Raw genomic sequence first — 12,459 nt, 5'->3', positions numbered from 1 at the left:
TTGTGCTTTCTCAGGTAACGAATCGCTTTTTAAACCCCTCGTTCATTGAATGTGGCAATGATTCAATCAAGTCGAAGAATTCAGTGAAATCTTTTGCGTCAAAAGCAGCTAATAATTCTTGATAGACCTCATAGCTTTGTCGCAATTGGTCATCTATGGACAATAGGTAATCAAGCACCTCAGATTCTGTTAGGTATTTCCGATGGAAAAGGGGAAATTGCTTGAAGGAGGTGTAGTTTAACTTCGCATTTTTCTTCAGGATCGTTCGCCAATACTTTTTCAACTTTCTGTAGTCTTTTTGAGCTTGTGGATCGCTTTTCTTCAACTGATTCATTGTCTGAATCCGTTGTTTATTAAAGGCACGCGTAATTTGTTGGATGACGTGGAAACGGTCGATTGAGATTCATGCGTTTGGAAAGACTTCCTTAGTCACTGCATCGTAAGAGGCATTCATATCCATAACAATATGTGTGACACGTTTTCTGGCTTTTAAGGTAAATCGTTGGAAGTATGCCCGTAGTTTAAAGTTGCGTCGGTCGTCTAAGATATCGAATATTTTGCCAGTATCCGCATCGCTGATAATAAAGCACATGGCACCTTCACAATCGCTGGTTCCTTTAAATTCATCAATCAATAAATGATTTGGTAAATAGTTTAAGTTTCGACAAGGTTCTTTAAAGAGAGAATTTAGAACTCGCTCGATTGTTTTTGAAGAAACAAAGTAACGACTGGCGATATCTTTCATTGATATTTTCTTTTTCAAGTCGACCGCAATCGCAAATTTTAATGACTGCGATAAATAGCAGTTTTTCGCCACATAATAGGTTTTAGCGGAGAAGGTACGATGACAGTTTTTACAATAGAACCGTTGTTTATACAGGTGTAAATAAGTTGGAACCTCTTGATAAGGCACCAATTGAATCCAGCTTTCTTTAAAGGAATGACGGTTCACACAGGGCGATTGACAAAATTCACAACAGGTCGATTCATAAGTCAGGGTTCCGGTGTAGACAGTGGCCATTCGGCCTTTAATTCTTTCTTTTGAGACTGCATTTTTAGAAAAAGAGATTTTAGAATCTTTGATATTAAGGATTTTTTTAACATGTTATCTATGTTTTCATCTTTAGTTTTGTTAATATTAGTACTGGACATTTGGTTAGCCTCCTATGATTTGGTTTAGCGATTTAATTATAGGACAACCAAATGTCTTTTTGCATAAAAAAATTGGTGTCGCTACTTTTTCAAGCAACAACACCAAATATTATAGAGCCAATGCCACACATGAAATTATTGGGAAGTCTTCAGTGAAGACGACACATGATCATTTGAATGGAGCGGCAGCAGGAGTGGTGCAGTCTTTTCAAAACTGTTTACAAGAGAATCAAATCAGTCCAGATGATGTGGTTTTCGTGGCTCACTCGACAACGCAAGCAACGAATGCATTGATTGAAGGAGATGTAGCTAAAGTTGGAGTAATCGGCATGTCGAAAGGCGGTCTTGAAGGATTTTTAGCCAAAAGACAAACACGATTGAACGATATTGATCTAGGGAACAAGAAAAAAATCGAAATCGTCAATGCTTTTTTACCAGTAAAACATTTGAATGTGGATCGAGTGGCTGAAACGATCTCTAATTTAGAAAAAGAAAAAGCGGAGGTACTAGTATCTTCGATGGCCTTTGGGGTAGATAATGGTGAGCCAGAACGTGTTGTTTATGAAGCTGCTTCTTGCAAAGCCATTCCAACAACGATGGCATCTGATATTACTAAATTATATGGATTGATAGACATCGGTACGCCAATCGTCAAATAGCATAATGGTATCAATGAGATCACCTTATATTATGACTTGCCGCTCTTCTTTTATTTCATCATCGGGTTGACCTTCATTGGTTGGCTGATTTTATTCATCATGTTTATTAGAAGTCGGATACATTCATAAAAAATGAGGTCGAGACAAATCTAAAAATCAGTCTTTCTACAGACGCTCGAATAAACGGCGAGAGCAGAAGCAACTCCTTCGGAAATAAGCCGAAATTCACAAAAATTTGAAAAGCAATTTTCGCTCATTTCTTCTTATTTCTCGGAGTTAAACACTTCTGTCCCAGCTTCTCTCAAATAAACGGTGTCCAAAAGTCAGGCTTTTCGGGAATTTCAAAAAAGAGGTTGAGACAGAAGTAAGAAACACTTTTGTCTCAATCTCATCTTTTGGTTATTCTATCTCTTCATTTCAATTCCTACCAGTTATTGCTTGGGGTTCAGTGGCACAACTGTTTCTCTCTTGATCAAGTGATGAGGGATGACTAGGCGCACGCCGCTACTGATCTCGTTATGGATCAATTCTTGTAATTTTTGCATGGCTACTCGCCCTAATTCGGAAATATCGATATCGATACTTGTGAGATAAGGATGAGTCAGTGTAGAAAAAATCGAATTATTGAAACTGATGATCGATAAGGTTTCTGGAATAAGATAACCGTACATTTGCGCTAATTGCATCGTGCGAAGTGCAAAAATATCATCGATTACCACAAGTGCTGTAGCACCGGCGTTTTTTAAGATAGTGTCAAAGGATAGATAGTCTTCTGCCTTTTCGATCACAACGCTAGGGTGAACATCTAGTCCAGCCATCATCATCGCTTTTTGATACCCGAAATAGCGTTCGAAATAGAGGCTTTCGTGGGTCGTGTTCGTAACGAAAAGAATCTGTTCATGCCCATTTTGGATAAGAAAATCAGTTGCCTGTTTTCCCAATAGCTGGTTGTCGTTATCAACGTAGATGATCTCATTTTCATGCTGATAAGGTTGACCGATCAGAGTGAAGGGAATCTCGTTTTGATACAAATAATCGATGACTGGGTCTTCGCTATCAGAGTACACTAAGATAAAGCCATCGACTTGTTTTTGTAAGTACATTCTTTGGACATTTTCTAATAAGACATCAAAATTTTTCGCTGTTGCAATGGCTATTGTCATGTCGTGGTGACGTGCTTCTTCATTGATTGCATCCATGATCTCTAAGTAGAAGGGATTACCGATTCGTTCTTTAGAATCAAGTGGCGGCAATATCACGCCGATGGCACTAGAAACCCGTTTACCTAAATTTCTAGCAGTGATATTCGGTACATAGCCAAGTTCATCCATGATTTTTCGGACTTTCTTTTTGGTTGCTTCGGAAATACTTGGATGGTCATTGATGACGCGTGAGACAGTAGAGGTAGCTACTCCCGCTTTTTTTGCAACATCTTTTACCGTAATTGCCATAATTTAAACACCTTTTTTCTAAATAAAAATCTCTTCTTTTCTGAGCTATTCGTAATCAAAACAAGCAACTATTGAGTATTTGCTATCTGTTCATTCGGTAAAATAGTAAACTGATAGGTCGTATGGTTGACCTTTTCTTGACCAGGGTACAAAGCGATCGAACCGAGTTCAGGTAAATGGACTAGATCCGGAAATTCTTGTGGCTCGATGGCTAAACCATAGTTTGAATGCATATGTTTCCCGTTGATCATAAAATCAGCTTCAAAACCAGTCGTAGAAAATAATACCACACTTCTATTTGTTGTTGCTATAGACAACTGGCGTCCAGATTGTTTTTCTGAAAGACACAGCACCTTTTTTGAACGTTTCGGTGTAGTAAGAACAAAAACGTCATCAAGTCCTTCTGGATAAGCGTTGAGAATTTCTTCGATTGTATGTGGTTTCTTGAAATTGATCGGTAAATCCGCTTGAGTGATTTGTTCGCCTGTTGGTAGTTTATCTTCATCTAATACCAATAGACTTTCTGCTTGGACAGCCAGTTCATGTGTATCAATGTCACATTTACCATTCCCAGAAAGGTTGAAATAGGCATGATTGGTTGGATTGCAGATCGTCTCGACGGGACTGTTCGTTTTTGTGATCATTTCCAGGCTATTCGCAGTTAGCTGATACGTGATCGTTGCTGTGATAGGACCAGGATAATCGGAAAAAGTGTCTTGTAAATAAAAGACAACGCCGATCGACTGTGGATTTTTGAACACTTCGACATCCCAATATTGGAAAGACCATCCATTTGTTCCTCCGTGGATATGGTGGTTGCCGGCGTTTTTTTCAAGTTGATGATTTCCCCATGTAGCATTTCGGATTCTGCCTGCTACGGGACCGACTGTGGCTCCAAAGAAACTTTCATCGGTTAAAACATCTGAAAGTTCATCATAAGAAAGTAAGACGTTTTCTAAATGTCCTTTGTTATCTGGAGCAAAGATTTGGTGAAGTCTAGCGCCATAATTTAGAAGAACGACGGTCAATTCATCGTTCTTCAATGTGATTTTTTTTAATTCAGTGTTGGGGATAGGAGTCACTGAAATAGAAGGTTCAGGCATTTGGCTGCCACGTTTTTTTCAAGTAATCGAAAGTCAATGAAGCTGTATCAGGTACGATTGGAATATCCTCCCCAAGATCTTCTGAACGTCCTACGCCGATAGGTTGCGCACCACTAGCAATGATCGCAGCGATTCCAGCTTTTGCATCCTCGATTCCGATGCAGTCACGAGGGGTCAAACCGATTTCTTTCGCAGCAAGTAGAAAAATATCTGGTTCAGGCTTTCCATTAGCGACTTTTGCCGGATCAGCAATCGCGTCAAAGCAGCTTTCTAAATCCATCTTGGCAAGTAGGAAAGGGCCATTTTTGCTTGCAGATGCTAGTGAAATCTTGATATTGTTTGCCCGTAAGTCTTTTAATAATTCTAAAATCCCTGGAAAAACATCTTTTGGTGTGATCGATTGGATCATTTCAAGATAATAATCATTTTTTCTTTTCGCTAATTCGAGAAATTCTGTTTTTGAGAATTGCTCTTCTTTTTTTCCATGAGCAAGAAGGAGAGTCAGAGAATCTTCTCTGCTTACACCCTTCAATTGTTCGTTGAATGACCGATCGAAGGGAATACCGATCTCATCACCTAGCTTTTTCCAAGCAAGGTAATGGAATTCAGCGGTATCTGTAATAACGCCATCTAAGTCGAATAATACACCTTTAAACATTCGCTTCACCTTCTCGTAATGGAATAGTCAAATGATCAGTAAGCACATACGCTTTTTCGTAGATTTCTAGCGGTAAAGCTTCGCCAGATAAGAGGTTCAATGTTACCTGTTCATTTGAAACGGCGACAAATAACAAGCGGCCGCGATAATTGATATGGAATGAATAAGCAGACCATGTTTTAGGTAAGAATGGTGCAAATCTTAATTGTTCATGATCTGTCTTCATTTGCGCGAATCCTTGTACGATAGCAAGCCAACTTCCGGTCATTGAAGTGATGTGTAAGCCATCCTCTGTATCATTGTTATAGTTATCTAAATCTAAACGAGCAGTGCGTTGATACATTTCAACGGCTTTGTCTTCCATGCCTAGTTCAGCAGCTAAAATAGCATGGATACTAGGAGATAGGGAAGACTCATGGACAGTCATTGGCTCGTAAAAATCAAAGTTGCGTTGTTTTTCTTCTTTTGTAAATGAATCATTGAAGAAGTAGATACCTTGTAAAACGTCTGCTTGTTTAATGAAGCAAGAACGAAGGATCTTGTCCCATGACCAATGCTGATTCAATGGCAATTCACTTGCGGATAGTTCCGCTACTGGTTTGAGATCTTTGTCTAAGAAAGTATCGTGTTGAACAAAAATCCCTAATTCTTCATCTACTGGGAAGTACATATTTTCAGCAATTTCTTGCCAATGTGCCAATTCATCGTCGCTGATTTTAGCAGTGCTCTCTTCTTTGAACTTCAAATAATTTTCTCGTGTGTAACGTAGTACCCAACAAGCAATCGTATTCGTGTACCAATTGTTGTTGATATTATTCTCATATTCGTTCGGTCCTGTAACCCCGTGGATCATATATTGATTGTTTCGTTTAGAAAAATGGACTCGGTCTGCCCAAAAGCGAGCGATTTCTGCTAAGACTTCTAAACCTTCATTTTTTAAATAGTCGATGTCGCCAGTGTAGTTAGTATAATTATAAATAGCGTAGGCAATTGCGCCATTTCGATGGATTTCTTCAAAGGTGATTTCCCATTCATTGTGGCATTCGACACCTGTGAAAGTGACCATTGGATATAACGCGCCCTTTAGCCCTTGCTGTTGTGCATTATGGATTGCTTGTGGCAATTGGTTATGGCGGTACTTCAAGAGATTCTTAGTGACTTCAGGTTTCGCTAAAGCGAGGTACAGAGGCACTGCATAGGCTTCAGTATCCCAGTAAGTTGCACCACCATATTTTTCGCCAGTGAAGCCTTTTGGTCCAATATTCAAACGTTCATCTTCGCCATAATAAGTAGAAAATAGCTGGAAGAGGTTGAAACGGATTCCTTGTTGTGCTTCATCGTCTCCTTCAATGACTACATCTGCCAATTCCCATCGTTTAGACCAAGCGGCTGTTTGCTCCTCTTTTGCTTGGGGATAGTGAACGTTCAATTCGTTGAATTCTTTAAAGAGATGTGTCGCTTGTTGCGCTTCAGGGATATCTCGGCTTGTGAAAATCAATACTTCTTTGTCGATAAGAAGTGTTTCATTTTCATTTAAGTCAAAGGTGAATGAACCTTCGATTGCTAAGGTGCCCTCTTGGTAGCTTGGCGTATATAATTTTCCATCAACGTAGTGGCGCATCCCAGCGGTCACTGTAAATTGTTCGATCTCAAAATTATTCGGGATCGTTTTAGTCGTTAAGTACGCTATTTCTTCCTTGACGCCATGATCGATGTCATTCCAAAAGTATTCATCGTAATTGCTGTCTTCGTTTTGGACATTGCCATCTAGCTTAGAAATAACTTTTACAGTTCCATTTCCTTCCAACATTTCAATGGTTAAGCGAATATAAGCGGCTTCATTTTTGACAATACTTAAAAAGCGCTCGAATGAAAGACGAACTTTGTTTGATGGGGTAGTGACTGTATAACTACGTGTCAAAACACCGTTTTTCATGTTTAATTCCCAATAAAAATCTTCAGTAGTAAGTGTAGCTAGATCAATCAGCTGATCATCGATAAAAAGATCCATAGCGATAAAATCGACTGCATTGATTACTTTTCCAAAATATTCAGGATAGCCGTTTTTCCACCAGCCAACACGTGTTTTGTCAGGGTACCAAACACCTGCTAAATAGGTTCCTTGGTGATGATCACCAGAATATGCTTCTTCAAAATTTCCGCGCATACCCATATATCCGTTACCGATACTGGTCAATGATTCTTGCAAGCGTAAATTTTCTTTATCTAATTTATTCGTGCTGATTTTCCAAGGGTCGATCTGAAATAACCGTTTAATTTGTTTCATTGTTCTCCTCCTAGACGTTGTCGTTTATACGTCCATAATAAACGCAACCGATTGCGTAAGTCAACTAGAAAAGTGAAATTAAATTTTGAAGTGGATGAAAAAACAAAAAAAAAACGATTGTATCAATATTTACTACTTTAATATGAACAGAAATAATGTATAGAGAACGATTGGGTTCTTACAGAAAAAGCATAAAAATACGAAAAAAAGCATTTACAAAAAAAGAAACACACGCTATAATAACTAACAACGAAACCGATTGCACAAAGGAGACGAGGAAATGAAAAAAATATTTAGCTTTGAGTTTTGGCAAAAATTTGGAAAGGCTTTAATGGTCGTTGTGGCAGTTATGCCAGCGGCAGGTTTGATGATCAGTATCGGTAAATCGATTCCGTTGATCAATCCTGATCTTGCACCTTTAGTTACAACGGGTGGCGTGATCGAAAATATTGGTTGGGCAATTATCGGAAATTTACATCTTTTATTTGCACTAGCGATAGGTGGTAGTTGGGCAAAAGAACGAGCAGGGGGAGCATTCGCTGCGGGGATCTCATTTATATTGATCAATCGGATCACAGGAGCAATTCTTGGTGTGACTAATGAGATGTTGGTAAATGAAGACGCATTTACGCATACCTTGTTTGGCACGAAAATCATGGTTAAAGGGTTCTTTACCAGTGTATTAGAAGCACCAGCACTAAATATGGGGGTATTTGTTGGGATTATTGCAGGGTTCGTTGGGGCGATGGCCTATAATAAATATTACAATTATCGTAAATTACCTGACGCATTATCGTTCTTTAATGGAAAAAGATTTGTTCCTTTTGTGGTTATTTTGTGGTCAACGATTGTTGCATTGATTCTTGCTATTGTATGGCCGAATGTCCAAGCAGGGATCAATAACTTTGGATTGTGGATTGCAGAGTCAAAAGAAAACGCTCCGTTTTTAGCACCATTCCTATATGGTACATTGGAACGTCTATTGTTACCATTTGGCTTACATCACATGTTGACGATCCCAATCAATTATACGCAGCTGGGTGGTACCTATGAGATATTATCTGGTGCGCAAGCGGGAACACAAGTATTTGGACAAGATCCTTTATGGTTGGCGTGGGCGACTGATTTGGTCAACTTGAAAGGCGCCGGCGACATGTCGCAATATGAATTCGTATTGACGAACTGGACACCTGCTCGTTTTAAAGTGGGACAAATGATTGGTGCTTCCGGTATCTTGATGGGATTAGCACTAGCGATGTACCGTAATGTTGATCCAGACAAAAAGTCTAAATATAAATCAATGTATTTTTCAGCAGCACTTGCAGTTTTCTTAACAGGTGTAACCGAACCATTAGAGTTCATGTTCATGTTTGCAGCTGTACCTCTTTACATTGTTTATTCTGTGATCCAAGGGGCAGCTTTTGCAATGGCAGATATTCTACCTTTACGTGTCCATTCATTTGGGAACATTGAACTATTGACACGTACACCATTAGCGATCAAAGCAGGATTAGGTATCGACTTGCTCAATTTTGTTATCTGTGTCATATTATTTGGAGTATTGACGTATTTTGTGGCAAACTTTTTGATCAAAAAATTCAATTATGCTACACCAGGACGTAATGGGAACTATGATAACGACAGTGAAGAAACGCCGTCAGGTTCTGCAACTAATGCAGATCAACAAATCATTAAGATCATCCATTTGTTAGGTGGAAAAGAAAACATCAAGGATGTAGATGCTTGTATGACTCGTTTACGTGTCAGCGTCGAGGATCCTGGGAAAGTCGGTTCAGAAGAAGAATGGAAACGTGCTGGAGCGATGGGCTTGATCGTTAAGGACAAAGGTGTGCAAGCCGTGTATGGACCAAAAGCGGATGTGTTGAAATCGGATATTGAAGATTTACTACAATCATGCGCTGATATTCCAGAGCCAACAGTTGAGGCAACAAATAAAAATGAGAAGAATGAAGAGAAACATGTTTTAGGTATCGAAAAAGAATTATTCACTGTAGCAACTGGTGAGGTAATTGCTTTAACAGATGTGAATGATCCAGTCTTTTCACAAAAGATGATGGGTGATGGCTTTGCTGTCATTCCTGCCACTGGAGAAGTGACGGCACCACTTTCTGGTAAAATCGTGAGTGTCTTCCCAACCAAGCATGCAATTGGCATGCAAACAGCAGAAGGAGCAGAAGTTTTGATCCATATGGGACTGGATACTGTTCAGATGAGCCAGCCAGCGTTTGAGATCTTAGTTTCTGAAGGCCAAGAAGTAGTAGCAGGAACAACGATTGCTCAGATGAATCTAGATGCAATCAAGAACGAAGGGAAAGAAACGACGATCATAGTAGTCTTTACAGATGACAAAGTCAATGGGCTGACCATCAATAAATTAGGAGACACTGAACGAGGAACAGTGATCGGGAAAATAAACTTGTAAAGAATCACAGAAGTTCATGTGTGTATTTCATATCGAAAGAATGTGTTCGATGTGTGAAACTCCTAGAAGTAAGCCGATAATCCCGAAATTGCTTTTCCTATTTCAGGGATTATTGGCTTATTTTTTGAATAAACTACTTTGGGGTCTTTACCTATATGGATCCAGAAGGTGGGAGCAATGTTTCGACCCATCCCATTAAGAAGGAGAATTATATGAAAATAATGACGTTGAATACGCATAGCTGGTTAGAAGAGGAACCACAAGAAAAATTAAAACAGATCGCTCAAAAAATCTGTCATGAACAATATGATGTGATCGCATTGCAAGAAGTCAATCAAACGATGGACGCAAAACGACTAACCAGTGAGCAGCTGAAGAATTTTAGTCAGGTGCAGGAACAAACGCCTGTCCGCTCGGATAACTTTGCCTATTGCTTGATCCAGCTCTTAGCAGAACAAGGTGAAACTTACTATTGGAGTTGGGAAATGAGTCATATCGGCTATGCTATCTATGAGGAAGGCAATGCGCTTCTTTCCAAACAACCACTAACTAGTCAAACGCACCTAGTCTCCGAAACAAAAGAAAAAGAGGATTACCATACTCGAAAAATATTAGTAGGTCAAACCTCTGTCAAAACACAATGTATTACTGTAGCAAGCTGTCATTTTTCTTGGTGGGCAGATGAAAAAAGCGGATTTGCATTTGAGTGGAAAGAATTAGAAGCAAGTTTAGCGCCTCTTACAACACCACTGTATCTATTAGGGGATTTCAACAATCCTGCTGAAGGCAGCGGGTACGATTTAGTGGCAAAAAGTCAGTTGCCTATTCGTGATGCTTATCGAATCGCGCAAAAAAAACAAGCTGAAGCAACGATCGAAAAGAGAATCGATGGCTGGGAAAACAATAAAGAGGGGCTACGTATCGACTATATTTATGTACCACAAGATTGCTTTGTTACAAGTTATCAACGTATTTTTGACGGGGAAAATGGCCCGATTGTCAGTGATCATTATGGGGTAGCAGTCACGTTGGAGTGAAGAGAAACGAAGGAATATTGTCACAATAAGAATATGGGACAAATCTAAAAACCAGGTTTGTTACAGACTCTCGAATAAACGACGGGAGCAGAAGCAACTCCTTCTTAAATAAGCCGAAATGAACGAAAATTTGAAAAGCAATTTTCGTTCATTTCTTCTTATTTCTCGGAGTTAAACACTTCTGTCCTAACCTCTCTCAAATAAACGACGTCCGAAAGGCAGGTTTTTCGGAAATTTTAAAAAAACGAGCAATACAAAAAATGGTTCTAAGTCAAATAGTGTTGTTACCGTTAAATCGCTTAAGGAAAACGCTTCGGCGTTTTCTTTTTTTTTCTAAATAATCTGGCAGATATCTTGTTGAATTAAAACTCTCATCCGAAGGTGACGGAAAGTCCGGAATCCAAAAGCTATTCTATTGATTACTTTAATAAGATTATTCTTGCCCTCTAGTTTTCCGTTTGAATAGGGATATTTTAAGGAGTTTGTGATGGCTTCTTTCTGTTTTCTTAGGTAACGAATCGCTTTTTTAAATTCATCGTTCAAGGAATGTGGTAATGATTCAATCAAGTCAAAGAACTCGTTGGAATCTTTTGCATCAAAAGCAGCCAACAGTTCTTGATAGACCTCATAGCTTTGTCGTAGTTGGTCATCTATAGAAAGAAGGTAATCTAACACCTCAGATTCTGTTAAGTATCTCCTTTGAAAGAGGGGGAATTGCTTGAAGGAGGTGTAGTTTAACTTCGCATTTTTCTTCAGGAGTGTTCGCCAATACTTTTTCAACTTTCGATAGTCTTTTTGAGCTTGTGGATTGCTTTTCTTCAGCTGATTCATTGCTTGAATTCGTTGTTTATTAAAGGCACGCGTACGGTGAGAAAAATATGTATCTAGTAGAAAATCATCATGAGGCAATTATCAGCCATGAAGATTTTGAAGCTGTGGAAGCTATTCTCAATCAGAGGGCAAAGGAAAAAGGAATCGAAAAGCGCAACAGTAAATATCTAAACCGATATTCTTTTTCCGGTAAGATTATTTGCTCGGAATGTGGCAGTACCTTTAAAAGACGGATTCATTCATCTGGAAGAAGAAAGTACATTGCTTGGTGCTGTAGTAAGCATATAAGCCAGATAGGAAGAAATCTTGATTATTGCATTGAAACGCACATTCATGGAGATGTTCATCTTTTAGATGATGTAGATAGCTTTTATATGGATGAATCTTATCAGAAAACAACATTTGAAGAAAAAGCTAATGAGTTGTGTCATAGGTATGGGATAAAACTTAAATGGATTCCAAAGAGACAGATTAAGCTTGAAGAAATAGGCGATCTATTTCGCGGTCCAATGATTCCGCTATTGGCCAAGAAGATTGATACTATTTGGGGTAATAATCAAGGCGTTATGAACGCTGCCCTTCTGGGGAAAGCACCTCAAGATAGTGAACATAACCCGGAAAAATGGAATGATATTGGGAGTCAATCAGAGGTTTTCCAATACATAAAGCAACTTTGGCATACAATTGGATATTTTGGTTGATATAAATGGTTTTATAATAAATCAGATTGTGGTTCTACAACCGCAGGAAAACATGATGAATATTCCAGCGATGCAGGATGAAATGCGCCGTCCCATGATGCTGATTGTATCGGCGAACAAAAAAGTGGATAGATAGA

Annotated in this window: 10 protein-coding genes and 1 pseudogene; 5 read left to right on the top strand and 6 right to left on the bottom strand. The window is 39.0% G+C overall.

Annotated features, from left to right (window positions below; translation table 11 throughout):
• Window positions 1-10: 10 nt before the first annotated feature.
• A pseudogene (locus ACTQ46_RS02080) lies at window positions 11-1,021 on the bottom strand (ISL3 family transposase).
• Window positions 1,022-1,166: 145 nt separating this feature from the next.
• Between ACTQ46_RS02080 and ACTQ46_RS02075 the strand changes: the two are divergent.
• Window positions 1,167-1,811 carry a hydantoinase/oxoprolinase N-terminal domain-containing protein gene (locus tag ACTQ46_RS02075; RefSeq protein WP_441747158.1) on the top strand — a complete coding sequence of 215 codons (645 nt, stop codon included), beginning with the start codon at window positions 1,167-1,169 and terminating at the stop codon, window positions 1,809-1,811.
• Between the two features lie 431 nt (window positions 1,812-2,242).
• Here ACTQ46_RS02075 and ACTQ46_RS02070 read toward each other — a convergent pair whose 3' ends face one another.
• The 4 genes from ACTQ46_RS02070 to ACTQ46_RS02055 form a co-directional block, all read right to left on the bottom strand.
• A complete protein-coding gene (locus ACTQ46_RS02070; RefSeq protein ID WP_441747156.1) occupies window positions 2,243-3,262 on the bottom strand; it encodes a LacI family DNA-binding transcriptional regulator in 1,020 nt (339 codons plus the stop codon).
• Between the two features lie 68 nt (window positions 3,263-3,330).
• On the bottom strand, window positions 3,331-4,365 hold the full coding sequence (locus ACTQ46_RS02065; RefSeq protein ID WP_002328396.1) for an aldose epimerase family protein: 1,035 nt from the start codon (window positions 4,363-4,365) through the stop codon (window positions 3,331-3,333).
• Window positions 4,358-5,023, bottom strand: a complete 666-nt coding sequence (gene pgmB / locus ACTQ46_RS02060) for a beta-phosphoglucomutase (RefSeq protein ID WP_441747154.1) — start codon at window positions 5,021-5,023, stop codon at window positions 4,358-4,360. The genes ACTQ46_RS02065 and pgmB overlap by 8 nt, the downstream gene beginning before the upstream one ends.
• Window positions 5,016-7,310: a glycoside hydrolase family 65 protein gene (locus tag ACTQ46_RS02055; RefSeq protein ID WP_441747152.1), complete on the bottom strand. Its 2,295-nt coding sequence runs from the start codon at window positions 7,308-7,310 to the stop codon at window positions 5,016-5,018. The genes pgmB and ACTQ46_RS02055 overlap by 8 nt, the downstream gene beginning before the upstream one ends.
• Before the next feature lie 280 nt (window positions 7,311-7,590).
• On the opposite strand from ACTQ46_RS02055, the gene ACTQ46_RS02050 reads away from it, so the two are divergent.
• Together ACTQ46_RS02050 and ACTQ46_RS02045 are read left to right on the top strand one after the other, a co-directional pair.
• Complete coding sequence (locus ACTQ46_RS02050) at window positions 7,591-9,753, top strand: PTS transporter subunit IIBC (RefSeq protein ID WP_441747150.1); 2,163 nt, start codon at window positions 7,591-7,593, stop codon at window positions 9,751-9,753.
• Window positions 9,754-9,965: 212 nt separating this feature from the next.
• On the top strand, window positions 9,966-10,790 hold the full coding sequence (locus tag ACTQ46_RS02045) for an endonuclease/exonuclease/phosphatase family protein (RefSeq protein ID WP_441747148.1): 825 nt from the start codon (window positions 9,966-9,968) through the stop codon (window positions 10,788-10,790).
• Between the two features lie 333 nt (window positions 10,791-11,123).
• Here ACTQ46_RS02045 and ACTQ46_RS02040 read toward each other — a convergent pair whose 3' ends face one another.
• Window positions 11,124-11,699, bottom strand: a complete 576-nt coding sequence (locus tag ACTQ46_RS02040) for a transposase (RefSeq protein WP_441747146.1) — start codon at window positions 11,697-11,699, stop codon at window positions 11,124-11,126.
• On the opposite strand from ACTQ46_RS02040, the gene ACTQ46_RS02035 reads away from it, so the two are divergent.
• Together ACTQ46_RS02035 and ACTQ46_RS02030 are read left to right on the top strand one after the other, a co-directional pair.
• Window positions 11,669-12,322 (top strand): DUF3626 domain-containing protein, encoded by a 654-nt coding sequence (locus ACTQ46_RS02035; protein ID WP_441747144.1) that lies wholly within the window; start codon window positions 11,669-11,671, stop codon window positions 12,320-12,322. The two genes, ACTQ46_RS02040 and ACTQ46_RS02035, sit on opposite strands and share 31 nt — an antisense overlap.
• Complete coding sequence (locus ACTQ46_RS02030; protein WP_177504818.1) at window positions 12,315-12,458, top strand: hypothetical protein; 144 nt, start codon at window positions 12,315-12,317, stop codon at window positions 12,456-12,458. The genes ACTQ46_RS02035 and ACTQ46_RS02030 overlap by 8 nt, the downstream gene beginning before the upstream one ends.
• Window position 12,459: the final 1 nt, after the last annotated feature.

This window comes from Gallicola sp. Sow4_E12, from assembly GCF_052116305.1.
In the GTDB taxonomy this organism is placed as follows: Bacteria; Bacillota; Clostridia; order Tissierellales; family Peptoniphilaceae; genus JBQKLI01.
The sequence above is the reverse complement of the archived record's forward strand: the minus strand, read 5'-3'. Positions and strand labels throughout refer to the sequence as shown.